Annotated in this window: 19 protein-coding genes; 5 read left to right on the forward strand and 14 right to left on the reverse strand. The window is 73.1% G+C overall.

Features of this window, described 5'->3' with window-relative positions:
• The 6 genes from VM324_02275 to VM324_02300 all read right to left on the reverse strand — a co-directional run.
• Nucleotides 1-784, reverse strand: a 784-nt coding sequence (locus VM324_02275; GenBank protein HVL98102.1) for an ABC transporter ATP-binding protein, incomplete at its 3' end; no start/stop codon positions are given.
• A gap of 3 nt (nt 785-787) precedes the next feature.
• The gene (locus tag VM324_02280) at nt 788-1,642 is read right to left on the reverse strand and encodes an ABC transporter permease (GenBank protein ID HVL98103.1); all 855 of its coding nucleotides are present in this window, start codon (nt 1,640-1,642) and stop codon (nt 788-790) included.
• 59 nt (nt 1,643-1,701) lie between these two features.
• The gene (locus tag VM324_02285; GenBank protein HVL98104.1) at nt 1,702-2,733 is read right to left on the reverse strand and encodes an S-layer homology domain-containing protein; all 1,032 of its coding nucleotides are present in this window, start codon (nt 2,731-2,733) and stop codon (nt 1,702-1,704) included.
• Nucleotides 2,734-2,784: 51 nt separating this feature from the next.
• Entirely contained in the window at nt 2,785-4,377 is a 1,593-nt protein-coding gene (locus tag VM324_02290; GenBank protein HVL98105.1) for a phospholipid carrier-dependent glycosyltransferase, read from the reverse strand.
• A gap of 10 nt (nt 4,378-4,387) precedes the next feature.
• Nucleotides 4,388-6,889, reverse strand: coding sequence for a glycosyltransferase (locus tag VM324_02295; protein HVL98106.1), 2,502 nt, complete (start codon nt 6,887-6,889; stop codon nt 4,388-4,390).
• A 666-nt stretch (nt 6,890-7,555) separates the two neighbouring features.
• Complete coding sequence (locus VM324_02300; protein HVL98107.1) at nt 7,556-8,983, reverse strand: glycosyltransferase family 87 protein; 1,428 nt, start codon at nt 8,981-8,983, stop codon at nt 7,556-7,558.
• A 69-nt stretch (nt 8,984-9,052) separates the two neighbouring features.
• On the opposite strand from VM324_02300, the gene VM324_02305 reads away from it, so the two are divergent.
• Both VM324_02305 and VM324_02310 read left to right on the forward strand, forming a co-directional pair.
• Nucleotides 9,053-10,000 carry a glycosyltransferase family 2 protein gene (locus VM324_02305; protein HVL98108.1) on the forward strand — a complete coding sequence of 316 codons (948 nt, stop codon included), beginning with the start codon at nt 9,053-9,055 and terminating at the stop codon, nt 9,998-10,000.
• A gap of 16 nt (nt 10,001-10,016) precedes the next feature.
• Nucleotides 10,017-11,162, forward strand: coding sequence for a glycosyltransferase (locus VM324_02310; protein HVL98109.1), 1,146 nt, complete (start codon nt 10,017-10,019; stop codon nt 11,160-11,162).
• 13 nt (nt 11,163-11,175) lie between these two features.
• Here the strand turns inward: VM324_02310 and VM324_02315 are convergent, their stop codons facing one another.
• From VM324_02315 to VM324_02350, 8 genes are all read right to left on the reverse strand, one after another.
• Nucleotides 11,176-12,669 (reverse strand): septal ring lytic transglycosylase RlpA family protein, encoded by a 1,494-nt coding sequence (locus tag VM324_02315; protein HVL98110.1) that lies wholly within the window; start codon nt 12,667-12,669, stop codon nt 11,176-11,178.
• Nucleotides 12,670-12,780: 111 nt separating this feature from the next.
• A complete protein-coding gene (locus tag VM324_02320; protein HVL98111.1) occupies nt 12,781-13,782 on the reverse strand; it encodes an NDP-sugar synthase in 1,002 nt (333 codons plus the stop codon).
• Between the two features lie 70 nt (nt 13,783-13,852).
• Nucleotides 13,853-15,172: a replication-associated recombination protein A gene (locus VM324_02325; protein HVL98112.1), complete on the reverse strand. Its 1,320-nt coding sequence runs from the start codon at nt 15,170-15,172 to the stop codon at nt 13,853-13,855.
• 56 nt (nt 15,173-15,228) lie between these two features.
• Nucleotides 15,229-16,083, reverse strand: a complete 855-nt coding sequence (locus VM324_02330; GenBank protein HVL98113.1) for a glycosyltransferase family 2 protein — start codon at nt 16,081-16,083, stop codon at nt 15,229-15,231.
• Between the two features lie 25 nt (nt 16,084-16,108).
• On the reverse strand, nt 16,109-16,957 hold the full coding sequence (gene rfbD / locus VM324_02335; protein HVL98114.1) for a dTDP-4-dehydrorhamnose reductase: 849 nt from the start codon (nt 16,955-16,957) through the stop codon (nt 16,109-16,111).
• A 4-nt stretch (nt 16,958-16,961) separates the two neighbouring features.
• A complete protein-coding gene (rfbB, locus tag VM324_02340; GenBank protein HVL98115.1) occupies nt 16,962-17,966 on the reverse strand; it encodes a dTDP-glucose 4,6-dehydratase in 1,005 nt (334 codons plus the stop codon).
• Between the two features lie 51 nt (nt 17,967-18,017).
• Nucleotides 18,018-18,887, reverse strand: a complete 870-nt coding sequence (rfbA, locus tag VM324_02345; protein HVL98116.1) for a glucose-1-phosphate thymidylyltransferase RfbA — start codon at nt 18,885-18,887, stop codon at nt 18,018-18,020.
• Nucleotides 18,888-18,901: 14 nt separating this feature from the next.
• Nucleotides 18,902-20,587, reverse strand: a complete 1,686-nt coding sequence (locus tag VM324_02350) for an LCP family protein (protein HVL98117.1) — start codon at nt 20,585-20,587, stop codon at nt 18,902-18,904.
• Between VM324_02350 and VM324_02355 the strand changes: the two genes are divergently transcribed.
• The 3 genes from VM324_02355 (at nt 20,586) to VM324_02365 (ending at nt 24,414) form a co-directional block, all read left to right on the forward strand.
• Nucleotides 20,586-21,905 (forward strand): TIGR03089 family protein, encoded by a 1,320-nt coding sequence (locus VM324_02355; GenBank protein HVL98118.1) that lies wholly within the window; start codon nt 20,586-20,588, stop codon nt 21,903-21,905. The genes VM324_02350 and VM324_02355 overlap by 2 nt on opposite strands.
• 81 nt (nt 21,906-21,986) lie before the next feature.
• The gene (locus VM324_02360; protein ID HVL98119.1) at nt 21,987-23,216 is read left to right on the forward strand and encodes a magnesium transporter; all 1,230 of its coding nucleotides are present in this window, start codon (nt 21,987-21,989) and stop codon (nt 23,214-23,216) included.
• A gap of 1 nt (nt 23,217) precedes the next feature.
• Nucleotides 23,218-24,414 (forward strand): TrkA C-terminal domain-containing protein, encoded by a 1,197-nt coding sequence (locus tag VM324_02365; GenBank protein ID HVL98120.1) that lies wholly within the window; start codon nt 23,218-23,220, stop codon nt 24,412-24,414.
• Nucleotides 24,415-24,420 lie beyond the last annotated feature (6 nt).

The raw sequence follows: 24,420 nt of genomic DNA on the forward strand, positions 1-24,420 counted from the left end.
CCTGGGGGGCGGGCTCCGGCTCGGGGGCGGGCTGGCCGCTCGCGACGATCTCCTCGTAGCGCTCGACGGCCTCCTCGGTGGACCCGTCGAACACGAGACGACCGTGGTCCAGGACGATGGTCCGCTCGCACAGCTCGGTGATCGCGGCGAGGTCGTGACTGACCATGACGACCGTCTTGCCGCGCTGGTTGAACGCCCGCATCCGGGCGAGCGAGCGCTCCTGGAAGGCGGCGTCGCCGACCGACAGGACCTCGTCGACGAGGAGGATGTCGGGGTCGACGTGGACCGCGACGGCGAATCCCAGCCGCACGTACATGCCCGACGAGTAGTTGCGCACCGGCTGGTCGATGAAGTCGCGGACGCCGGCGAAGTCGACGATCGAGTCGAACGCCGCGTCGATCTCCTTCGCGCCCAGGCCGAGGATCGCCCCGTTCAGGTAGACGTTCTCACGCCCCGACAGCTCCTGATGGAACCCCGCACCGAGCTCGAGCAGGGTCGACACGCGCCCGCTCACCTCCACCCTGCCCGCGTCGGCGGGCAGGATTCTCGCCAGGCACTTCAGCAGCGTCGACTTGCCCGAGCCGTTGTGCCCGATCAGCCCGACGCTCTCGCCGTGGCGGATCTGCAGCGACACGCCCTTCAGCGCGTGGAAGTCGTGGTAGTGGGACCGCCGGAACCGGTAGAGGCGCTCCTTGATGCCCGGCGGCCGCTCGGTGTAGATGCGGAAGATCTCGTGGAGGTCCTCGACGACGATCGCCAGCCGGTCGCCGGCGTGCGCGCCCAACCCTCAGACCTCCTTCGCGAACGTGACGGCCAGCCGGTTGAACAGCCAGTAGCCGAGCGCGAACGTGACGACGGCGAGGACCGTGCAGCCGAGCAGCGTCGTCGCGGCCGGCCAGGCGGGTGGCAGGGACGCGGGACCCACGGTCTCCGGCACGTCGGGTGCGACCGCGAGCCCGTACAGCGGCGTCTGGAAGAGCTCGACGAACCACGTCATCGGGTTCAGGCGCACGAGCGTCACGAAGAACTGGTAGGGGGCGGGGACCCCCTCGACGAAGAACATCGGGTAGATGATCGGGGTTCCGTAGAACCAGGCGAGGAAGATCACCTGCGTGAGCTCCTGCAGGTCGCGGAAGGGGACGTTGGCCGCCGCGAACGCCATCGACACCCCGGCGGTGAACAGCGTGAGCAGCACGAGCCCGACGGCCACCGCCGGCAGGTACGGCAGCACGTTGCCGCGCTGCCAGAAGAACAGCGGGGCGGTTGCGAGCAGGGCGAGCAGGAAGTGCACCGCCTGGCTGCCCACGATCGACAAAGGGATGACCTCGCGCGGGAAGTACACCTTGCGGATGAGCGGGCCGTTGCCGACGATCGCGCCCACGGAGGCGTTGACGCTGTTCGCGAAGAACTGCCACACGAGGTAGCCGGCGAGGAAGAAGCTCGCGAAGTGCCGCACGGGGATGCGGAGCACGACGGCGAAGATCGCGGTGAAGATCGCCGTCATGAGTATCGGGGTGAGCAGCGACCACACGAAGCCGAGGGCCGAGTGCTTGTAGCGGACCTTCAGCTCCTTGCGGACAAGGTTGTCGAGGAGCTGGCGAGAGGTCCACAGCTCGCCGAGCTTCGCGGTGGGGGCGGCCATGGTGAGGGCGAGTCTATCCCGCCGGTGCGCCACCCCCCGCGACTGCCGGGTGGCGTGGCTCAGACGAGTCGGAGGGCGCGGGCGAGGAACGAGGCCATCTCCGCGCGGCGGACCGGCTGGCTGGGGCAGAACCGCCCGTCGGCGCAGCCGAGCGTGATGCCGGCGTCGGCGATGGCGTTGATCGCCGGCTGGTGCACGGAGCCAAGGACGTCGGAGAAGCGCTGGTACGTGCTGGTCGGCAGCCGCCACGCACGCTGCAGGAACGACGCCATCTGGCCGCGGGCGACCGGGGCGTTCGGGCAGAAGCGCCCCGGTGCGCAGCCGTTGGCGATCCCGGCGGCCGCGAGCGAGTTGATGGCCGCCTCGTGCGGCGAGCCGTTGTCGTCGCCGAAGAAGTCCCGGCCGGCCGGCGGCAGCTTGAGCGCGCGGACGATGAACGTCGCCATCTGCGCGCGGGTCACCTGCCGCTCGGGGCAGAAGCGCTCGGCGGTGCAGCCCGTGGTGACGCCACGCAGGGCGATCGCCTTGATCGCTGCCGAGTGCGGCCCGGCGGTCACGTCGCGGAACTCACCCGGCGCCAGAGGGGGCAGGCGGACGGCGGCGGCCTGCCCGGCGCCGTGCATGAAGTCGACGGTCGTCCAGAGCTTGCCCGACGCCGTCACCCGCACCCCCACGCCGACCCAGTTGAACTCCGGGCGTAAAACGTTCGCGCGGTGGCCCGGCGAGTTCATGAACATCGCGTGGGTCCGGTCGACGAGCTCGGTCTCCGGCGCGCCCGCCCGCTGGCTCCAGCCGACGTTCTCGCCCAGCCGGCGCCAGTCGCGCTGGACCTGCGCGGCGAGGTTCGCGTTGTGGTACAGGCGGTCCTCGCGCGCCATGACGTCCGTCCAGCCGCGGGCGACCCGCTGGAGCTCCGCGTCGACCGCGAGGGGTGCGAGCCCCGCGGCGCGCCGCTCGGCGTTCATGCTGTCGACGAGCCGCTGCTCCGCCCCGCCCCACGTCGACGCCGAGGCGCTGCCGGCGAGCACGCCGACCGCGGCGAGGGCGACGACGAGCAGGAGACCGAGACGTCGGGTGGTCGGTGACTTCATCGTGGGGCACTCCGGGGTTGGCGCGGCCGGTGGTGCCGGCCCTTGGAGTGCCTATCGACGGCGGCGCGGGGCTCCTTGAGGCGAGCGCTGCGCGGCGGCTCCGTCGAGGAACGCCGGGACGAGCCACGCGACGAGTGCGACCGCTCCGGCGAGCGCGCCGACCACGAAGAGGGCCGGCCACGGCGACCAGGCGAGCACCGCGGCGCCCCGGGCCCCTGGCGGGCCCCAGTAGGTGACGAGCGCCAGGCCGGCCGCCGTGGCCTGCACGACGACCACGACCGCGAGGGCGACGAACGGCAGGCGCCGGCTGCGCGCCCCCAGCAGGGTGAACGCGCCGAGGGCCCCGACGACCGCGATGCCGACCACGGCCCCGTACAGGTAGCGGCCGTGGATGGCGAACGGGGTGCCGGTGCGGGCGTAGACGCGCCAGGCCCCGAACGTCACGATCCCGCCGAGCCCGGCGAGTGGGGCGAGCACGACGGTGAGGTCGGCGGGGCTCTGACCGGTGCGCCGGCAGCCCGCGAACGCCGCGACGCAGAGCATGACGACGACGAGGGTGGCGAGCAGGTGCAGGGGCGGGGCACCGTCGGGGACGATGTTCGGCTCGATCCAGAAGCGGTGGCTCAGCCGCTCGACGTAGAAGGGCAGCCAGAAGCCGACGTCGGGGGTGAACCCCTCCGGTGCCGGCGGGCCCGGCAGGCCGGCCGGCTGCACGGTCCCGTGCACGACGAGATTGCGGATCCACCACCATCCGCCGACGGCGACGGCGGTGGCGACCGACAGCGCCCCGGCGGTCATCCCGCGCCAGCCGGCGCCCCGGAGCACGCCAAGCCCGTACACGGCGGCGAGCCATAGGGGGACGAACAGTGCGAAGCCCTTCGTGAGCAGCGCGAGCCCGCCGAGCAGGCCGGCGACGGCGGCGGTGCGCCAGGACCGGTCCCCGCGCGCGACGGCGAGGGTCGGCAGCGTGAGCAGGCCCAAGAGCAGCACGAGCAGGGTGTCGTTGTTGACCGACGCGCCGACGTGGGTGAGCTGCGGCACGCCGAGGGGCAGGACCGCCGCGGTCACCGCGGCGGGGCGGGGCGCGCCGAGCCGGCCGGCGACGAGGTAGGCGATCAGCGGCAGGGGCAGCACGACGAGCGCGCTGAACAGCCGCAGGAAGCCCACGACCTGATCGAAGGACCAGTCGCCGGTGAAGGGCACGACCGCGGTCACCCCCGACAGGGCCGCCGCGGCGAGGAGGTAGTAGAGCGGCGGGTGCGCGGCCATCTGCTGGCGCACGTCGCCCGCCACGTCGGGGCCGAGGTCGGCGAACCTCGGCCGCTCGCCACGCGCCGGGGCGTCCGCGGCCCGCAGCGGCTGTGCCTCGCCCTCGCGGACGTGCCCGACCACGGCGAACGAGTCGATCACCCGCTGAGAGATCCGCCGCTGCCCCACCTCCGGGTAGCCGGCGCCCTGCGCGACGGCCACCACCATGTCGACGTGGGCGGACTCGTCCGGTGCCCGGTACGTCGGGAACAGCACGCTCGCGAGCACGAGGGTGAGTCCGTGGAGGGCGACGAGCGCCCGCACCGCGACGGGCACCCTGCCGAGCCCCCGGCGGGGCGCTGTGCCCCTCGGGGAGGCGCGGCCCTCGGCCCGCACGCGGCGACCCCTAGCGGCTGAGACGCTGCCGCGCGAAGTTGCGCGCGTGGGTGAGAGCGGTGCGGGGTCCGGCGCTGCGGTAGTAGTCGAGGAAGCGCCGGGCGTAGTACCCGTAGGAGCGGGTGATGACGGGGGGTGCGCCGGTGACGTACTCCCGGGACCGTCCGACGCGGTCGGCAGCCGGCCGCGGAAGCCGGCAGAACTCCAGGATGGGCGCGAGCGCCTTGTCCCACGTCATGTCGGGAGCGAGCTGCTCCACCGCCTGTCGGCAGGTGTCGTAGAGGTCACGGTCGTTGCGCATGCGTCGCAGCGCGCTCGCGAGCGCGCCGACGTCCTCGCCGGGCACGGTGAGGCCGAGCCCGTGGGTGTTCACGAGCCGGGACAGCGAGTCGCCCTCGGTCGCCACGATCGGCAGCCCCGCCCAGAGGTAGTCGAGGATGCGGGTGCGGTAGCTGAACGCCGTCTCGACATGGTCGAAGTGCGTGGACACGCCGAGGTCCGCCTCGAGCAGGTAGTCGGCGCGCCGCTCGTACTCGACCCAGCCGGGGTTGAAGAACACGTGGCGGTCGAGCAGCCCGAGCTCCTCGGCGAGGCGGAAGGCGGCCGACGCCATCCGCATCTTCGGCACGTCGGGGTTCGGGTGCGCCGAGCCGAGGAAGAACAGCTTCATGTCGGGCAGGTCGGCGACGATCTCGCCGAGGGCGCGGATGAGCGTGAGCGGGTCGAACCAGTTGTAGATGCCCCCGCCCCACAGCAGCAGGAAGTCGTCCTCCCCCACGCCGTCGAGCACCCCCTTGACCACCTTGTCGACCTTCTCCGGCGGCTCGCTCGGCAGGCCGAAGGGGGCGACGTCGAGGAGCACGCGCATCGAGGCGTCGGCGTCGTAGGTGGCCGGGTTCACGCGGTTGACCCCCGTCAGCTGGCCGAGCCAGAAGTCGCGCTGCTTCTCGGACGCGCAGACGAAGAAGTCGCCGCGCGCGAGCTGCTCGTTGAGGATCTTCGTGTCGCTGCGCGCGGTCGCGAAGCGCTCGATCGGCGCCTCCTCGCGGCGCAGCTCCAGACCCTCGAGGTGGAAGGGGTCGTAGATGTCGACGAGGACGGGCACCTCCGACGCCGCGATCTGCGGGTAGAAGAACATGATGAAGCCCTGGAAGATCACGACGTCGGTGTCGGGCAGCAGCGCGTCGATGCGCTCGCTGTTGACCTGGACGACCTCGAAGTCGGGATGGGAGAGGTCCGGCGGTGTCGTCGTGCCAAGGGTCACCTGGTGCTCGCGGGACAGCAGCTTGGCCATCTCCCAGCAGCGGATCGCCGGCCCCGCCATGCGCGCTCCCAAGCGGTCGGCGGTGAGGATGAGCACCCGCCCGCGTGGCTTCATGTGCGCGCGCAGGTTCCAGGCGTTCAGCACCGCCTCGAACACGTGCATGAAGTCGGGGTCGGGAACGTTGGGCAGCAGCGCCTCCTCGAACAGCCGCAGGATGCGGCGGTCGTCGGTCCGGCGGCGGGACTGCACGAAGTAGCGCTTCGCGCCGAGCTCGTCGAGGGCGAGGCCCCAGTCGCGGATGGCGGCGAGGTGCGCGCCGGTCAGCGCGGAGACGCGCGCATCGGCGATCGGGCGCGCGTCCTCGCTGATGCGGTAGTCCGGCAGGTCCGTCTTGTCGTCGGCGAGGCCGCGCAGCAGGGCGAGCACGAGCGTGCCGGGCAGCGTCCGCGCGAGCTGGTCGTCCCCGTAGTTCTTGAACACCGTGGCCAGGGCGTTGCGCTCGAGCAGGTAGCGCTCCCTCGCGTAGCCGAAGCGCTCGATGGTGCCATGGTGGCGGTGATAGACCTTCGAGGCGGGGACGTAGACGACCTCGTGGCCGAGCACCCACAGCCGCCAGCCGTAGTCGACGTCCTCGAAGAAGGCGAAGTAGCTCTCGTCGAACCCGCCGCTCTGCACGAACACGTCGCGGCGGGTGATCATCGCCCCGCCGGAGGCGAACAGCGTCGGGCGGTTGCGCCGGTCCTCGCCCATGTCGGTCTGGCGGTTGCCCTTCGCGAACCCGTGGCCGTAGAAGGCCATCTGCCCGCCGGCGTAGTCGATCGTCTCGCGGTCGTCGCGGAGGATCTTGCTCGCGACACACGCGACCCGCTCATCGATCTCGAGCAGCTGCACCGCCTCGACGATCCAGCGGGGGTCGGCCTCGGCGTCGTTGTTGAGCAGCGCGATGTAGCGGCCTGTGGCGAGGCGCGCCCCCTGGTTGACCGCCGGGGAGAACCCCGTGTTCGTGTCGTTCACGACCACCCGGCACTCGGGGAACACCTCCCGGACGTACTCGAGGGAGCCGTCCTTGGAGTTGTTGTCGACGAAGACGACCTCGAGCCGCTCCTGGGGGTACTCGAGCGCCCGCAGGGACCCGAGGCACCGCTCGAGGAAGTCCCGCCCGTTGTAGTTCACGACGACGACCGACACCGTCGGCCATCGCCGCTCCGGCCACCGGGCGGGGGGCGTCGCGGCGGGGTCGACGGGCATGGGCGAAAAGCTCCTGCGGTTCTTGCGTGCCGGGTCGTGTTGTCTACCACACCTGGGTCAGGGCTCCCGACGGTGCGCTGCGCTAGCGTGACCCGCATGCGGATCGGTGTGGCGGCGCTCCTCCTCGTCGGCGCGCTCATGGTGGGCGGCTGTCAGGCGGCGAGCGGCGAGGCCTTCCAGCACTCGTTCAACCAGCCGATCATGCTCGGCGATAAGCCGGTCGGGCAGACGTTCCGCCCGGCCACGAGCCATGTCGCCGGCGTCGACGTCCTCGTGGCGACCTTCGACGAGACCGTCGACCCCGCCGGCCGTCTCCGCGCCGTCCTGCGCGACGGCGCCGGCGGGCCCGTCCTGGCCCGGACGTCCGTGGACGGCGCGGACATCGGCAACAACGAGTGGGCGCCCGTGCGCTTCTCCCCCCCGCCGCCCGCGCCGGCGGTCGCCGCCGTCGAGCTCACGTGGGACGGGGCGAGCCCGCTCGCGGTCTGGGCGAACACGCCCCTCGACGACGGCGGTGGCCTGCGCAACGACCCCTACCCGGGAGGCGAGCTGGTGCGCGGCGGCGAACCGGCGGTCGGCGACCTCGCGTTCCGGGTGGTCGGCACGGGGAGCCCGGCGGACGCGGCCCGCAACCTTCTCCGCATCGCGCGCGACGGTGCGAGCCGGCTAGCGGGCGACCCGCTGTTTGCGGCTCTGTGGCTCGTGCTGGTCGGCGGGGCGGTGTGGCTCGGGGTGGGCAACCTGCGGCGCCCGCCCGGCGAGCTCGGCGAGCGCCGGCGCGGCGAGCAGCCCCGTGAGCACGAGGAAGCCCGTCCGTAGAACGCCGATGAGCTGCTCGGTGAGCGCACGGGAGTTGAGCAGGAGCTCGCGGAGGCTCGGCAGCTCGGTCGCCGCCACGGGCGACAGGGGCTGGAAGAGCCCGAGCACCGTCCGGGGCCCGTTCACCAGGTCGCTGATCGCGAGGATGGTGACGACCTGCAGGAGATGGAGCGCGAGCACGCCCCGCCACCGGGGCCTGCGCGCGAGCGCGAGCGCCACGAACGGCGTGAACCACATGAAGTAGTGGGCCGAGAAGGTCGCGAGGGCGAAGAACGCCGCGTGGACGACGAGCAGCCACACCCACAGCTCGCCGACCCGGACCGCGCCGGCGCCCCACCAGCCGGCGGACCGCCCGAGCAGGTAGCCGTACACGGCGAGGACCGCGGCGAGCATGAGGTAGATGTCCCCGGCTCCCTGGACAGGCAGCGTCAACGCGAGGAAGGCATCGCCCGGGGCGATGTCGCGCAGGCGGGCGAGCTCGCCGGCGGTGCCGCCGAGGATCCGGTTCGTCACCATCGTGAGCGCGAAGGGCAGGAGCGCGAGGCCCGCCCACGCGCCCTGCCGGCGCCAGCCCCGCACGGCGACGAGGGCGAAGACCGGGACGAGCAGGAGCGGGTAGGTGCGCGTGGTGACCGCCAGTCCGAGCAGCAGCGCCCCCGTCCAGGGCCGCCGGCGCTCGCACGCGAGCAGCGCGCCGAGCACGAGCGCGACGGGGAAGGCCTCGTAGCGGGCGAACAGGTAGGTCGCGTAGAGCCCGATCGGGGAGAGCATCCAGAATGCCCACGCACGCCGGATCGCCTGCGGCCTCCCGGCGGCGACGAGAGAGAGCAGGAGCAGGCCGGCGGCGAGGTCGAACGCGAGGTAGGGCAGCTTGAGCACGAAAAGCGTCGAGAAGACGTCCGAGGACGTGGCGAACTCCCGTGTCACCTGCGTCTGCAGCCCACCGGAGTCACCCCACCACCAGGGGTCGGTCCAGACCGCGGCGGGCGGCGGCAGGAGCGGCCCGAGCAGCCGCAGGGCGAGCGCGTGGACATAGTGCGCGCCCATGTTGACGAGGTAGGACCCGAACAGCTGCCCCTCGTAGGCGATGAGGTGGGCACGCCAGTAGACGGCGAGCAGGTCGCTGTGGAACGCGAACGGCATCACCGCGAAACGCACGGCCAGGCCGACCCCGAGCCAGCCGAGCAGCGGGCGGCGCAGCACCGGGTCACGCAGGGGGGCTGGCAGCAGCCGCGAGATCGCCGGGACCCTACCGCTGCGCTGCTTGAGGGTCATTCGGGGACCCTACCGCTGCGCTGCTCGAGGGTCATACGCGTCAGTGTAGGAGTCGGTTAGCCTGACGGGATGCAGCCCTACCTGTCGGCCGTCGTGCCGGTCTACGACGAGGTCGAGGCGCTGCCGCAGCTCCACGCCGAGCTCGTCACCGCTCTCGAGATGCTCGACCGTCCGAGCGAGATCGTCTACGTCGACGACGGTTCCACGGACGGGTCGACCGAGCTGCTCCACAAGCTCCAGCTCGAGCGGCCCGAGCTCGTGCGGGTCGTCGTCCTCCGGCGCAACTTCGGGAAGTCAGGAGCCCTCGCGGCGGGGTTCGACGCCGCCCGAGGCGAGCTCTACGTCACCCTCGACGCCGACGGCCAGGACGTGCCCGACGAGATCCGCGCGCTGCTCGCCCGTGTCGAGAGGGACGGCTACGACCTCGTCGGAGGGTGGCGGCGCGAGCGCGACGACCGCGTCGTGAAACGGCTCACGTCCCGGTGGTACAACGCCGCGACCCGGGCGCTGACCGGGCTCGACCTGCACGACTTCAACACCGGGTTCAAGCTCCTGCGGGCGGAGGTGGCCGAGGAGCTGCCGCTGTACGGCGAGTTCCACCGCTTCGTGCCGGTGCTCGCCCACGACCTCGGGTTCCGGGTGACCGAGGTCGCGGTGCGCCACCGCGCCCGCACCGCCGGCAGGAGCAAGTTCCTGTCCGTCCTGCGGTTCCCGAAGACGCTGCTCGACCTCATGACGGTGCTGTTCCTCACCCGCTTCGCCGACCGACCGCTCTACCTGTTCGGGGGTGTCGGGGCGGCGCTGTCGCTCATCGGTTTCACCGTGCTCGCCTACCTGTCGGGCATCTGGCTCTTCACCGACCAGGGCATCGGCAACCGGCCACTGCTGCTGTTCGGTGTGCTGTGCGTGCTCGTCGGGGTGCAGCTCATCGGCACGGGCTTCATCGGCGACGTGCTGCGGCACACCGGCGCCCGGGACCGCCGGCCCTACCGGGTCCGCGAGATCCTCGAAGACTGACCGGGCCGCCGAGCGGATGCGGATCCTCGCCCTCACCCATGTGTTCCCCCGGAGCGCTGACGACCCGAGCGCGCCGTTCCTGCTCACGTGGGCGCGCGCCCTGCTGGCAGCCGGCGTCGACGTCGGCGTGGTCGCCCCCCACGACGCCGGTCTGCCCGCACGCCAGACCGTCGCGGGGGTGCCGGTCCGCCTGGCCCGGTACGCGCCCGACCGGGCGGAGCGGCTCGCCTACCGCGGCGAGATGCACCAGATCGCCCGGACGCCGGCCGGTCCGCCGCTCGTCGCGTCCCTCGTCGCGTCCCTGGCCGGGCGGCTGCGGGCGCAGGCCCGCCTCGGCCGCCCCGACGTCGTCGCGGTGCACTGGTGGATGCCCGGGGCGATCGCGGCCCGCCTCGCCCGCGTCGACGCGCCGGTGGTGCTGACCGCGCACGGCACCGACGTGGCACTGCTCGAGTCCGAGCCACGCCTCGCGCCGCTCGCCCGGTGGGCGCTCGCGGGGGTCGATCGCGTCGAGGCGGTGTCCTCCGACCTCGCCGAGCGGCTCGCCCGCGCCACCGGGCGGGTCGCCGACGCCGTGAACCCGATGCCGCTCGACGCGGGGTGGCTCGCCGAACCCGCGCCGCCGCGCGCACGGGCCGCCGACCGGCCGTTGGAGGTCCTCGCGGCGGGGCGCATGGTTCCCGAGAAGGGATTCGCCGACCTGCTCGAGGCCGCGCGCCGGGTCCCCGTCCCCGTGCGGGTCACGCTCGTGGGCGACGGCCCCGAGCGAGGGCGGCTCGAGCAGCTGGCCGAGGCGCTCGGTGTCCACGCCCGGCTGCCTGGGCGCCTGGCTCCCGACGCGCTGCACGCCGCCTACGCCGCAGCCGACGTGGTCGTCCAGCCCTCGCACCGCGAGGGGTTCGGGCTCGTGGCCGCCGAGGCCCTCGCCCGGGGCGTCCCCGTCGTTGCCACCGACTCGGGCGGGGCCCGCGACGTCCTCGACGCCGGCGAGCTCGTGCCGGTCGGCGACGTGGCCGCCCTCGCCGACCGCCTCGCGGCCGTCGCCGCGGACCCCCTGGCCGCGCGCGAGCGCGCCGCCCGCCACGGCCCCCGCGTGCGCGCGCTCCTGGCCCCGGCCGCCGCCGCCGAACGCACCCTCGCCGGCTTCCACGCCGTCACCTGACCCGCCCGGCCGCCTACCCTCCGCGGGTCGCCTCCTCGTACGCCTCATCTCCCTCGGGCCGGGCGTCCCCTGCCCGGTCGGGGTGGGTGAGGCCGGGCTTCGTGGAGTCGGGGGGTTCATCACCGGCGGGTGAGCCCGCCGCGGCGGCCCCGTCGAGGATCTCGCCCCGCACCCACGTGACACCCGCGTGGGTGAAGCCGAGGAGCTCGGAGGCGTGGCGCGACACGTCAAGGACGCGGCCGCCGATGTAAGGGCCGCGGTCGTTGACCCGCACGGTCGTCGTCGCACCGTTGTGGACGTTCGTGACGCGGACGCGGGTGTTGCACGGCAGGGTGCGGTGCGCCGCGGTGAGCGCCCCGGGGTCGAACCGCTCCCCGCACGCGGTGGTGCGCCCTGCGAACCGCGCCCCGTACCAGCTCGCCTCGCCCTCGAACGCGCCGACGACCCGCTCCACCGGAGCAGGAGGAGGCGGCGGTGGGGGCGGCTCGGGCGGAGGTGGCCGCGGATCGCCGCGCAGCGCCGCCTCCACCTCCTGGCGCACGAGGTCGCTCACCGCACCCTCGCCGCCGATGAGCACCGCGCCGGCGAGGCGGTGCCGGCGTCCCCGCAGCCACCGGTCGGTGCCGTCGTTCAGCCGGTCCGGGGGCACGAGCAGGACGGGTCCGTGCAACGCAGCGGCGAGCGGGCCGGCGCTCAGCGCGTCGGCGAAGCCTGAGCCCGAGGCGAGCACGAGCCGGAGGGGTTCGTCGCCCATGGCGCCCATGGCGCGCTCGGCGACGTGCACCGACGTGAGGTAACGGCTGGCGCCGGCCACACGCTCGACCGCGTAGCCGAGGCCGCGGAGGCGTTCGTCCACAGCCGGGGAGATCGCGTTCGTGCCACCGACCAGCACCACGGAGAGGGCCTCGAGGTCGCCGAGGGCCACCTCCGTCTCCGGCGGCAGGCGGTCGTGACGGGTGAGCAGCGTGGGCACCCGCTGCGGGGCCGCGGCGAGACTCGCGCCCGCCAGCGCGTCGGGCCAGGCCCGTCCCGAAACCGGATGGCTACCGAGCGCCAGCACGACCTCGCCGGTTGACGAGGGCCCCGCCTCACGCGCGAGCAGCCGCGCCGTGTCGTAGCGGTTGTCGCCGGCGACCCGCTCGACCACGAGGCCCTGCCCCTCGAGCTCGTCGCCCACCGTGGCCGCGATCGCGGCGGGCCCGCCGACGACCCAGACGCGCTCGGTGCCGAGGCGCCGCAGCTCGTCGGCCACCTCGCCCGGCAGCCGACCGGGGTGCGTGAGCAGCAGCGGAGCGTCCGCGCGAGCCGCGAGCGCACCCGCGGCGAGCGCGTCGGGGAAGTCCTGCGCCGTGGCGAGCACCGCTTCGGACGCCGACCCGAACGAGGTCCGCGAGACGGCGACCGCCGTCGCGATCCGGTCGGGCCCGGCGGCGCGATCCACCGCCGGGCTGTCGGCAGCGACCGTGCCGACCGAAGCCCCGGCTATGGCCACGGTGACAAAGAACATCAGGGCAACCCAACGCATCATTTCCTCTCGGATGGGATGGGGAGCGCCTAACCCGTCGCCGGCGCGCCGAAACCTCCGACCGCGTGGCGGCGGGCCGTTCCGAGCGTCGTGTCAGGGGTGGCGCGCGGCGGCCGCGACGGCCTGCCCGTCGCCGAGGACCGCCTCGGGCCCGACCACGGCAGCCACGCCGACCCGGGCGTTCTCGCCGAGGATCGCGCGGCACACCTGCGCCTCCTCCCCCACCTCGACGCCCGCGTGGAGCACGGCGTCGGCGACCCGCGCGCCGGCCCCCACGACGCAGCGGGGGCCGACCACGACGGCGACACCGACGTCGGCGGACCGGTCGACCCTCGCGCTCTCGTGCACCATCGCGAGTCGTCCCACGCTCCGGAAGCCGGCCGCCGCAGGCCACGCACAGCGCCCGTCGAGCACGGCGCGGTGCCCGGCAAGGTAGCGGTCGGGCGTGCCGATGTCCTGCCAGTGCCCATCCGACACGACGCCGCGGAGCACCGCTCCGGCGTCGAGCAGGCCCGGGAAGACCGCACGCTCGAACGACAGCGGGCCGTCGCCGGGGAAGGGGTCGAACGCCTCGGGTGCGAGCACGTAGGTGCCCGCGTTGACCGTGTCGGCGGCCACGGTGCCTGGCGGCGGCTTCTCCACGAACCGGCGCACCCGCCCGTCGTCGTCGCACACGACCACACCGAAGCTCGCCGTGTCCGCCACCCTCGTCAGCGCGATCGTGGCCGCCGCGCCGGCCTCGTCGTGCGCGGCGAGCAGGGCGCCGAAGTCGAGGTCGGTGAGGATGTCGCCGTTGCAGACGAGCACCGGGCCGTGCGCGCGTCCCCGGAGCAGACGTCGGGCCGCGCCGGCGGTGTCGAGCGGCGCCTCCTCGGTGACGACGTCGACGGCCACGCCGGCGTCGCCGAGGCCGCGCCAGGGGGCGGCGGCGTCGCCGACGAGGAAGGTCGCGCGGTCGCAGCCCGCCGCGGCGAGGCGGCGCAGCAGACCGACGGCGAACGGCTCGCCCATGAACGGCAGCAGCGGCTTGGGGCGGGTGTCGGTGAGGGGGCGAAGGCGCGTGCCTTTACCGCCGGCGAGGATGACCGCGTGCATAGGGCTGCTCAGGGTACCGGCGGGCAGTCCGGCGTGGCCGACCCCCGGGCCGCGCCCGGCAGGTGCCAGCTCACCGTTCGGGATCGTCCTCCCGGTCTGCACGCCAGCGGGCGAGGTCAGGCTCGCGGCCGTGGGGGCCGGGCTCGTAGAGCCGTCCGACGCCCTCCGGGGCGTAGGGCTGGGGTACCCAGCCACGCGGGTCGTCGTGGGGGTAGCGGTAGCCGGCACCGTGCCCGAGCCGGGCAGCGCCGCGGTAGTGCGCGTCGCGCAGGTGCGCGGGCACGGGAGCGTTGCCGAGACGGGCCACCGCCTCGCCGGCTGCCGCAAGGGCACGGGTGACGCGGTTGGACTTCGGGGCCAGCGCCAGGTAGATCGCCGCCTCGGCGAGGGCGTAGCGCGCCTCGGGCAGCCCGACGAACTCGAGCGCGTGGAAGGCCGCGACGGCCACCTGCAGCGCCTGCGGGTCAGCGAGGCCGACGTCCTCGCCGGCGAGGACGACCATCCGCCGGGCGAGGAACCGGGGGTCCTCACCGGCGGTGAGCATCCGCACGAGCCAGTAGACCGCCGCGTCGGGATCCGACCCGCGCAGGGACTTGATGAACGCGCTCACCTGGTCGTAGTGGTTGTCGGCGGACTTGTCGTAGCGCAGGTGCGGATTGGCCAGCGCCGTGCGCACCGCGCCGGCCGTCACGGGGTCCCCGAGGGCGGCGGCGGTCTCGAGGCCGGTCAGGGCCACGCGCGCGTCGCCGTCGGCCGCGGCGACGAGGGCGTCGAGCGCCTCGGGCTCCACCGTCACGCCGGGCAGCCCCCGCTCGTCGCTGACGGCGCGGCCGAGGAGCACCCGGATGTCCTCGCCGTCGAGGGGCTCGAGCCGGTAGAGCAGGCTTCGGGACAGCAGCGGCGCGTTCACCTCGAAGTAGGGGTTCTCCGTCGTCGCACCGATGAGCACGACCGCGCCGTCCTCGACGCCCGGCAGCAGCGCGTCCTGCTGGGACTTGTTGAACCGGTGGATCTCGTCGACGAACAGCACGCTGCGCCGACCGGCATGCGCCCGCCGTGTGCGGGCCTCCTCGACGACACGGCGCACGTCCTTCACCCCGGCGGTGACGGCGGACAGCTCGACGAACGCGGCTTTCGTCGAGGCGGCGACGACGTGGGCGAGGCTCGTCTTGCCGGTTCCCGGCGGTCCCCAGAGCAGCACGCTGCGGATCTCGTCGGCTTCGACGGCGGCCCGCAACGGTCCCCCCGGACCCACGAGATGACGCTGCCCGACGACCGCGTCGAGGGTGCGGGGACGAAGGCGGGCGGCCAGCGGCTCACCCGGCAGCGGGCCCTGCGGCCCGGCCGGGGGCGGGGCGGTCCCCGGGTCGTCGAAGAGCCGATCGCTCACGAGGGGACCCTACCGCTCGGTGGGCGCTCACCGCCCGGCCGCCGCCGTCAGGGACGTCAGCCGTGGGCGTGCGTACGGCCCCGGACGATCGACCACGTGATGGTGGCGAGGACCCACCCGGCGAGACCGACCTTGATCGGCAGGCGCAGGACCCGCCGGACGCCCGTGGCGTAGCGGCGGCTGAAGAACCGGTCGAGCGAGCGCGCGTGCTCGACGACCATGCGGAACCGCTTGCGCGACACCGCCCCCCCAATCGCGTGGGTTACCTCCACGACCGGTGAGAACACCACCCGCCACCCCCGCTCGCGCAGGCGGTAGCAGAGGTCGACGTCCTCGACGAACATGAAGTAGGCCGGGTCGAAGCCGCCGACGTCGTCGAACGCCGCACGGCGCAGCGCGATGCAGCAGCCGCTGATCCAGTCGACGTCCCGCTCGCTGCGGTGGTCCCAGTCGGTCAGCCGGTACGCGCGCGTCCACCGGTTGTCGGGCTTCCACAGTCCGAGCACCGCATGCCCCACCGCCTGGCCGATGGACGGGAAAGCGCGGGCGGACAGCTGCAGCCGCCCGTCGGGGAAGCGCACCATCGGCCCCATCGCGCCGACGTCCGGCCGCGCCGCGAGGTGCTCGCCGAGGGTTCGGGCCGACCCCGGCGGAAAGCGGGTGTCGGCGTTCGCGACGATGACGAGCTCCGCGGGCGTCACCGCCACGCCGGCGTTCGCGGCTCTGCCGAAACCGACGTTCGACAGCGCAAGGCGCCGGACGTCAGGGAACGCGGCCGACACCGCGTCGAGGCTCGCGTCCGAGGAGCCCGAGTCGACCACGACGATGTCGTCGGCGTCCGCCTCCGCGAGCGAGCGCAGGCAGGCCAGCAGGTCGTCGCGGGTGTTGTGGTTGACGACTATGACTCCCACCCGCCCGCCTTCGGCGCCTCCGGCGCTAGCTGGCACCCTCGTCCAGCTCCGCGATGAGGCGCGGCAGCGAGACGCGCCAGTCCGGCAGCGGTGGCAGCCCGACGAGGCGCGCGAGGCGGTTGTCGAGCACCCCATAGGCGGGGCGGGGGGCGGGGGCCCCGAACGTCGCGGTGTCCGTGGGTCGGAGGTCGACGGCAACGCCCGCCGCGTCGAAGACCGCGCGCGCGAACTCGTACCAGGTGCAGTGGCCGCTGTTCGTCAGGTGGTACGTCCCATGGCGACCGGACACCGCGAGGCGGCGGATCGCCGGCGCGAGGTCGAAGGTGAACGTCGGCGAGCCGGTCTGGTCGTCGACGACGGCGACCTGGCCCCGGTCGCGGGCGAGGCGCAGCATCGTCCTCGCGAAGTTGTGCCCGTGGGTCCCGTGCACCCACGACGTCCGCACGATGTAGTGCTCGGCAACAGTGCGTCGGACGAGCTGCTCGCCCGCCTCCTTGCTCCGCCCGTACATCGACTGGGGGTTCGGGCGGTCGAACTCGGTGTAGGGCCGCCCCGCACATCCGTCGAACACGTAATCCGTCGACACGTAGACCATGGCGGCGCCGGCCAGCGCGCAGGCGCGCGCGACCCACCACGACCCGACCGCGTTGACCTGCCACGCGGTGTCGGGCTCCGACTCGCAGGCGTCGACCCTCGTGAACGCCGCGGCGTGGACGACGAGCTCCGGCGCATGATCGCGGACCGCCGCCACGACCGCCGGCTCGTCCGTGACGTCGAGCGTGCCGAGGTCCGTGCCGACGACGTCGTCGTCAGCGAAGGCCTTCAGGAGGTCGCGGCCGAGCTGGCCGTCGGCTCCCGTCACGAGCACGCGCATGGGGTCAGCTCACCAGACCGCGCCGGGCGCCCGCGCCGCCGTGCTTGAGGGGCCGCCACCATTCCTCGTTCGCGCGGTACCACGCGATCGTCGCGTCGAGGGCGTCGGCGAACGCGTGCTCGGGCTTCCAGCCGAGCTCGCGGACCCGCGTGGTGTCCACCGAGTAGCGCAGGTCGTGGCCCGGCCGGTCCGGGACGAACTCGATGCGGGCGTCGGCCTCCTCGCCGGTGAACCCGAAGCGCTCGAGGATCGCGTAGGTGAGCGCCTTGTTGCTCATCTCGTTGCCCGCCCCGACGTTGTACAGGCCGCCGGGCTCGCCCTCGGTCAGAACGAGCCACTGCGCGGCGCAGTTGTCGAGGACGTAGGTCCAGTCGCGCACGTTCGCGCCCCGCCCGTACAACGGCACCCTGCCCCCGTCGATGAGGTTCGTGACGAACAGCGGGATGACCTTCTCCGGGTAGTGGTAGGGGCCGAAGTTGTTCGCGGTGCGCGTCACCATGATCGGGTAGCCGTAGGTGACGCGGTAGGCCCGGGCGAGCAGGTCCGCGGACGCTTTCGAGGCCGAGTACGGCGAGTTCGGTTCGAGCGCGTCGCCCTCGACGAACGAATTGGGCTCCGGGATGGAGCCGTAGGTCTCGTCGGTGGAGATGTGCAGGAAGCGTTCGACCTCGACCCGCATGGCGGCGTTGAACAGCGTGTTGGCCCCCGCGACGTTCGCCTGGATGAAGTCGTCGGACGCGGTGATCGACCGGTCGACGTGGCTCTCCGCGGCGAAGTTCACGACCGCGTCGTGCCCGGGCAGCACGTCGGCGAGCAGCGCGGCGTCGTTGATGTCTCCGCGCACGAACGCGTAGCGCGTGTCGTCGGCGAGGTCGGCGAGGTTCGCGAGGTTGCCGGCGTAGGTGAGCTTGTCGTAGTTCGTGACCGCGACGTCGGGCTGGGTGGTCAGGACGTGGCGAATGAAGTTCGAGCCGATGAACCCGGCTCCGCCGGTGACGAAGATGCGCATGGTCCGAGCCTTCCACAATGCAGCCCGGTGGGCGAAAGCGGCCCGCGCTGCTCAACCCTCGGCAGCCAGCCGGCGGACGTACGCGCCGTAGGAGGACGTGCCGTGACGCCGGCCGAGCAGGGCGAGCTGGTCGCGGTCGATGTAGCCCATCCGGTAGGCGACCTCCTCGAGGCAGGCGATGTGCACGCCCTGACGGTGCTCGAGCACCTGCACGAACGTCGCCGCCTCGAGCAGGCTGTCGTGCGTGCCGGTGTCGAGCCACGCCATACCGCGGCCGAGGTTCACGACCTTGGCCCTGCCCGCCCGAAGGTAGGTGTTGTTCACGTCGGTGATCTCGAGCTCGCCACGCGCGGACGGCGAGAGGTTCTTCGCGATCTCGAGCACGTCGTTGTCGTAGAGGTAGAGGCCGGTGATCGCAAGGTTGGACTTCGGCTGTGCGGGCTTCTCCTCGATGGACACGACGCGGCCGTCGGGTCCCGCCTCGACGACGCCGTAGCGCTGCGGGTCGGTGACGGGGTAGCCGAACAGCGTGCAGCCGTCGACGGTTGCGGCCTCCTCCTGGATCATCTGCGGGAAGCCGTGCCCGTGGAAGAGGTTGTCGCCGAGGACGAGGCAGGCGTGGGCGCCGCCGACGAAGTCCGCCCCGATCACGAACGCCTCCGCGAGGCCGCGGGGTTCCGGCTGCACCGCGTAGGAGAACGCGATGCCGAGATCGGCGCCGTCGCCGAGCAGTCGGCGGAACAGCGGCAGATCGGCCGGCGTGGAGATCACGAGGATGTCGGTGATGCCGGCTAGCAGAAGCACCGACACGGGGTAGTAGATCATCGGCTTGTCGTAGACCGGCAGCAGCTGCTTCGACACCGAAAGCGTGACGGGGTGCAGGCGTGTGCCGCTGCCTCCGGCTAGCACGATTCCCTTCATGCATCAACTCCGAGTCAGCAGCGGTCCCTGTGCGCGGTGGCCCCGAGGTACGTCGGCGAGGGCGACGGCTCGGGGCTGGCCGCGCCGCTTTGCGGTGACGGCTCGGGGCTCTCCTGCGCATCCGCCTCGGGAGGCTCGTCGACGGTAGCGGGGTCGAAGTGGCTGCCGACCACGACCGTGAAGCCGTCGTCGGGGTCGCCCGGCTCGAGCACGGCGTCGCCGAACGCGCCGGCGACGAGCTCCGCCTCCTCCCGGAGCCCCGGCGGATGCAGCACGTGGACCCGCTCGTAGTCGAAGCTCTCGGCGTTGGCGGTCGACGCCACCTCGAAGCCCTGCCCCGCGAGGAGCTCCGCGGCGGCTGCCGCGAGCCCGTTGACCCCGGCGCCGTTCAGGACCACGAGCGCCGGCACGTCCTCGGCGACGAGCGCACGCGGTTCCTCGCGGCCGAGGTCGTCCGGGGCGAGCGTGCCCTCGCGGAACGCGCGGAACAGCTCCTCCGCCTCCTCCTCCTTGGCGACCACCATCGCCGCCCCGTTGATCGTCCGGGGCACCGCGGGGACGACCCGCGCGTCGAGCTGCTCCTCGGTGAAGTTGCGGAGGCTGAAGGCGATGCGGCGCATGTCCGCGAGCGACAGCGCCCGGTCGGTCTTCACCGCCCGGCCGGTGGCGTCGACGAGGGCGAAGAGCCGGGGGACGTTGAGCAGCGTGCCCGCGCTCGTGATCTCGTTGACGAGCTCGCGGATGAAGCGCTGCTGGCGGGCCATCCGGCCGAAGTCGTTGTCTATCCTGCGGGCCCGCACGAAACCGAGGGCCTGCGCGCCGTCGAGCCGCTGGCAGCCCGGTGCGAGGTCGAGCCCGGCGTAGCGGTCGCGGATCCCCGGCTTCTCGACGTAGAGCGTCACGCCTCCGAGCACGTCGACGACGTCGATGAAACCGGCGAAGTTGACCTCGACGTAGTGGTTGATCGGGATGCCGGTGAACGTCGTGACGGTCTCGACGAGGCAGGCGGCGCCGCCCACGCCGGTCTCCTCCCCTTTCCCGTACGCGCCGTTGATCCTGCCCCTGCTGCCGTCGCAGCGGGTGACGAGAAGGTCACGCGGGAAGCTCAGCAGCGCCGCGCGCTCCCGGTTCGGGTCGATCTGCAGGAGCATGATCGTGTCGGTCCGGCCGCCCTCGGTCGCGTCGGTGCCGAGCGCCTGCAGCTGCTCGTCGGTGAGCCCGTCGCGGCTGTCGTCGCCGACGAGCAGCACGTTGAGCACCTCGGAGACCTCCTCGACCGCGCCGACGGCGGGACCCCCGGTCACGAGGCCCGGCACGTCCACCCGGCTCACCGCGCGCTCGCCGTACCACAGCAGCGCACCGGCGGTGACCGACGTCGTGATGCCCACGACGATTGCGAACGTCGTGGCGAGCATCGCGACCCGCCGCCATGACCATCCCCCGGTGGGCCGACCGCCGCTGTGCGCCGGACCGAACTGCCCGGGAGGCAGGTTCTGGCCGAGTTCGGACACCGCGACGTCGTCTCTTTCCGTTGGTGCAGCGTTGGTGTGGGGAACAACGGTGCGCGTGCTCACCGCCGGCGTGGCGGCACCCTCGCGTCCCGCGACGGCAACCCCGGAACCGTACACGTTGGCCGACCGGGCCTCCACCATGCCCGACGGGCCGACCGGCCGGTCGAGGCGGCTACGATCGGTCGCCATGGGCTCCCTCGACGAGCTGGCCGGCGCCGCCCGACGGCTGCCCGCAGGCGACCCTCCGGCGGCGAGGAACCTGTCGGCGCTCTTGGCCGAGCGCGTCGCGGCGCGGGGCCACCACCCCTTCCTCACCTTCTACGACGACGCGTCCGGCGAGCGCACCGAGCTGTCCTACGCGACCTTCGACAACTGGGTGGCAAAGACAGCCAACCTGCTCGTCGAGGAGCTCGGGGTCGGACGGGGCGATCGGGTCGCGACGGTGCTCGGCGACCACTGGACGGCCCTCGTCGTCGCATTCGCCTGCTGGAAGGTCGGCTCCTGTGTCGTCCCGCTCACCGCCGGGGACCCGGGCCCGGAACCGGCCCTGGGCCCGGGGCCCAGTGCGGCGGCGGCGTTCGTGCGGGAGAACCTGCTCGGCGGCGACGGTTTCGGCGGCGGCGCCCCGTGCCGCCTCGTCGCCGTCGGCACGGGAATGGGCGCCCGCCTGACCGCTCCCGCGGCGCTGCCCCCCGACGTGCTGCCCTACGGGGAGGAGGTTCCCGCGTTCGCCGACGACTACGACGACCCCGAGGTGCGCCTCGATGACGACGCCCTCCTCGTGCCGGGAGGCGGGGTGTCGCCCGCGAAGGTGCGGCTCACGCAGGGCAACCTGCTCGCGGCCGCAGAAGCCGTGTGCGCCTGGGGGGTCGGGCCCGGCGACCGGGTGCTCTGCGCCCAGCCGGTGCAGCTCGTCGACTCGCTCGCCCTCGGCCACCTCGGGCCGCTGGTCGCCGGGGGCTCCGTCGTGCTCAACCGCGCGCCGGACCCCGCGGGGCTGTGGCGGCGCGCCGCCGGGGAGCGCGTCACGCTGCTGCTCGCGTCACCGACCGTGGTCGACCGGCTGCCCGAGGGCGATCCTCCCGAGGGGCTGCGGGGCGTGCTCGTGGCCAGCGGTGCGGCGTCGGACGTGCTGACCGATGCGGGGCAGCGCCTGCCCGTCGCCGTCGGCCACGGCGTGGTCGAGGCCTGCTGCGCCTCGACCCTGTCCCCGCTCCCCGCCGACGGGGAGACGACGGCGTGGATGCGATCGGCCGCCGGTCGGCCGGTCGGTGCGGTCACGGCGCGCGCGGCGGTGGCCGCACTCGATGCGGACGGCAGCCCCTTCCCGCACGGGCGAACTGGTCAGCTGGCCGTGCGAGGCCCGGTCGTGATGGCCGGTTACGACGGGCGTGCGGACCTCGACGCCGAGGTGTTCGCTGCGGGGTGGCTCGCAACCGGCGACCGCGGCTTCACCGACACCGCCCCCGACGGGCGGGTCCACGCCTTCGTGACCGGTCCCGCCTGACACGCCCCGGCCACGTCAACGCCGGCTGTCGCTCCGTGCGCATGCGTAGACTCCGCCGCTGCGGCGGAAGGATGGCACAGGATGCGATTCAACCCTGGGCTGCCCCGGGAGGTGTTCGGCTACTGGACTCAGGAGCGGCGCACCCTGCGACAGGGCTTCACCGCCCTCGCCATCTCCTCTGGCGTCGGGATGGCCGCCGGCACCGTGCTCGGGTTCATGGACGAGCTGCTGCACGCCCTTCCTGGCCTTTTCCTGCTCATCCCTGCCGCCATCGGGATGCGCGGAGCGATCTTCGGGGCTCTCGCCGCCCGGCTCGGCACGGGCATCCTGACCGGACAGTTCACCACCCAGTGGGACCGCCGGTCGTTCACCGGACAGAACGTCGAGGCGGCGGCGCTGCTCACGCTGTTCAGCTCGGCGCTCGCCGCGCTCGCCGCCCGGGCGCTCGCGGCGGCGTTCGGCCTGCCGAGCATCGCGGTGTGGCGGCTCATGGTCATCTCCATGGTCGGGGGGGTCCTCGCGAGCGCCTTCATCGTCGTGATGGTCATCGCTCTGGCCACCACCGCGCAGCGCCGCGGCTGGGACATGGACGCAATCGGGGCGCCGCTCGTCACGACCACCGGCGACATCGTCACCCTGCCGGCGCTCGTCGTCGCGACCTTCCTCGTGGCCGACGAGACCTTCAGCGCCGTGCTCGGGGCGGTGCTGCTCGCATTCGCGGTCGGGGCCGTGTGGACCGGCCTGCGCAGCCCGGGCCAGATCACCCGGCGCATCATGCTCGAGAGCCTGCCGGTCCTGACCTACGCGGCCATCGTCGACATCCTCGCCGGCGGGGTTCTCGAGGCCCGCGTCGAGGCATTCGTGACCAACCAGGCACTGCTCGTGCTCATCCCGCCGTTCATCGCGAACTGCGGCTCCCTCGGCGGGATTCTGTCCGCCCGGCTCGGCAGCGAGCTGCACCTCGGCCTCATCAGCCCGCGCCGGTGGCCGGAGAAGATCGCCGCGTTCGAGGGGTCCATCACCGTGCTGTTCAGCGTGGCGGCGTTCGCCGGGGTGGGGCTCATCGCGCACACGGTCTCGATCGTGTTCGGTTTCGACTCCCCCGGGCTGGCCACGATGGTCGGCGTGGCACTCACCGGGGGCCTGCTCGCCTTCGTGTTCCTGTTCGCGGTCGCCTACTACGCGGCGACGGCGACGTTTCGGTTCGGTCTGGACCCTGACAACCACGGCATCCCCATCGTCACCGCAACCATGGACTTTCTCGGCGTCCTGTGCTTGGTTGCGGCGATCGCGCTGTTCGGAGTGGGCTGACATGCGACGCAATGTGAAAGACCTCCTCGTGGAGGCGAAGGACGCCTCCGAGCTCATGGTGGACCTCGCCTACGCCGCGGTGTTCTTCGGCGACGACGACCTCGGGCGCGAGGTCATCCGCCTCGAAGAGCGCATGGACGTGGCGATGCACGAGCTGCGGGTGATGTGCATGCTCGCCGCCCGCTCCCCCGACGACGCCGAGCAGCTCGCCGGCGTGCTCGGCATGGTCAACTCCATGGAGGAGATCGCCGACGCCGCCGAGGACATCGCCCGGGTCGTCCTGAAGGGCCTCGACGTACCCGGCGAGCTCCGCGACGACCTGCGCCACGCCGAGGAGGTGACCGCGCGCGTCAAGCTCCGGGCGGACAACCGGCTCGCCGGCCGACCGTTGCGCCAGCTCATGCTCCCGCGCGAGACCGGCATGTGGGTCATCGCCATCCGGCGCGACGTCGAGTACCTGTGGGGCCCCTCGGGCGACACGGTCCTCGCCGAGGGGGACGTGCTGTTCCTCCAAGGCCCCGCGGAGGGCGTGGACCGCGTGCGATCGCTGGCCGGCGGCGAGCCCTTCGGCCTCGCGCCGCCGGCGCAGGCGGCCCGCCTGAGCGACCTCGACCGGGCCGTCGACATCCTCGTCGAGCTGAAGAACGCCACCGAGGTGGCCGTGGGACTGGCCTACTCGGCGATCCTGTTCCGTGACCGCGGGCTCGTCGGCGAGGTCTCCACCGTCGAGGACAAATGCGACGACCTCTACTACGAGCTGCAGCGCTGGGTCCTCAGGGCAGCCGGCGGGCTCGAAGACTCCGAGCTCGGCGAGCTCCGCGGACTGCTGCAGATCGGCAACTCGTCGGAGCGCATCGCCGACGCGGCGAAGGAGATGACCCGGCTCGTCGAAGCGGACGAGGACCCCCATCCGATCGTCGCGGTGGCGCTGCGCGAAGCGGACGAGATCGTCGCCGACGCCGTCGTGTCCGCCGGGTCCGCCGCCGAGCAGCAGACCCTGAAGGACCTGTCGCTGGAGACGGAGACGGGGATGTACGTGCTCGCGATCCAACGTGCCGGCCGGTGGATCTACCGTCCGCGTGGTCGCCGGCGGCTCGAGGCGGGGGACCGCCTCCTCGTCACGGGGCCCGAGGAGGGCGTCGAGCGGCTGCGGAACCTCGTCGGCGACGTGCGCGACTACACCGAGGAGCAGGTGTAGCGGCTG

This window comes from Egibacteraceae bacterium (assembly GCA_035540635.1).
Taxonomy (GTDB): domain Bacteria; phylum Actinomycetota; class Nitriliruptoria; order Euzebyales; family Egibacteraceae; genus DATLGH01.

Coding starts and splice junctions, on each gene's coding strand:
- VM324_02355 (HVL98118.1), top strand. CDS start 20,586: ATGGGCTCCCTCGACGAGCTGGCCGGCGCCGCCCGACGGCTGCCCGCA.
- VM324_02315 (HVL98110.1), bottom strand. CDS start 12,669: ATGTTCTTTGTCACCGTGGCCATAGCCGGGGCTTCGGTCGGCACGGTC.
- VM324_02360 (HVL98119.1), top strand. CDS start 21,987: ATGCGATTCAACCCTGGGCTGCCCCGGGAGGTGTTCGGCTACTGGACT.
- VM324_02295 (HVL98106.1), bottom strand. CDS start 6,889: ATGCCCGTCGACCCCGCCGCGACGCCCCCCGCCCGGTGGCCGGAGCGG.
- VM324_02280 (HVL98103.1), bottom strand. CDS start 1,642: ATGGCCGCCCCCACCGCGAAGCTCGGCGAGCTGTGGACCTCTCGCCAG.
- rfbD (HVL98114.1), bottom strand. CDS start 16,957: ATGCGCGTGCTCGTGACGGGAGCCGACGGCCAGCTCGGCCGCGACCTC.
- VM324_02305 (HVL98108.1), top strand. CDS start 9,053: ATGCAGCCCTACCTGTCGGCCGTCGTGCCGGTCTACGACGAGGTCGAG.
- VM324_02350 (HVL98117.1), bottom strand. CDS start 20,587: ATGGCGACCGATCGTAGCCGCCTCGACCGGCCGGTCGGCCCGTCGGGC.
- rfbA (HVL98116.1), bottom strand. CDS start 18,887: ATGAAGGGAATCGTGCTAGCCGGAGGCAGCGGCACACGCCTGCACCCC.
- VM324_02285 (HVL98104.1), bottom strand. CDS start 2,733: ATGAAGTCACCGACCACCCGACGTCTCGGTCTCCTGCTCGTCGTCGCC.
- VM324_02300 (HVL98107.1), bottom strand. CDS start 8,983: ATGACCCTCAAGCAGCGCAGCGGTAGGGTCCCGGCGATCTCGCGGCTG.
- VM324_02310 (HVL98109.1), top strand. CDS start 10,017: ATGCGGATCCTCGCCCTCACCCATGTGTTCCCCCGGAGCGCTGACGAC.
- VM324_02320 (HVL98111.1), bottom strand. CDS start 13,782: ATGCACGCGGTCATCCTCGCCGGCGGTAAAGGCACGCGCCTTCGCCCC.
- VM324_02365 (HVL98120.1), top strand. CDS start 23,218: ATGCGACGCAATGTGAAAGACCTCCTCGTGGAGGCGAAGGACGCCTCC.
- rfbB (HVL98115.1), bottom strand. CDS start 17,966: ATGCGCATCTTCGTCACCGGCGGAGCCGGGTTCATCGGCTCGAACTTC.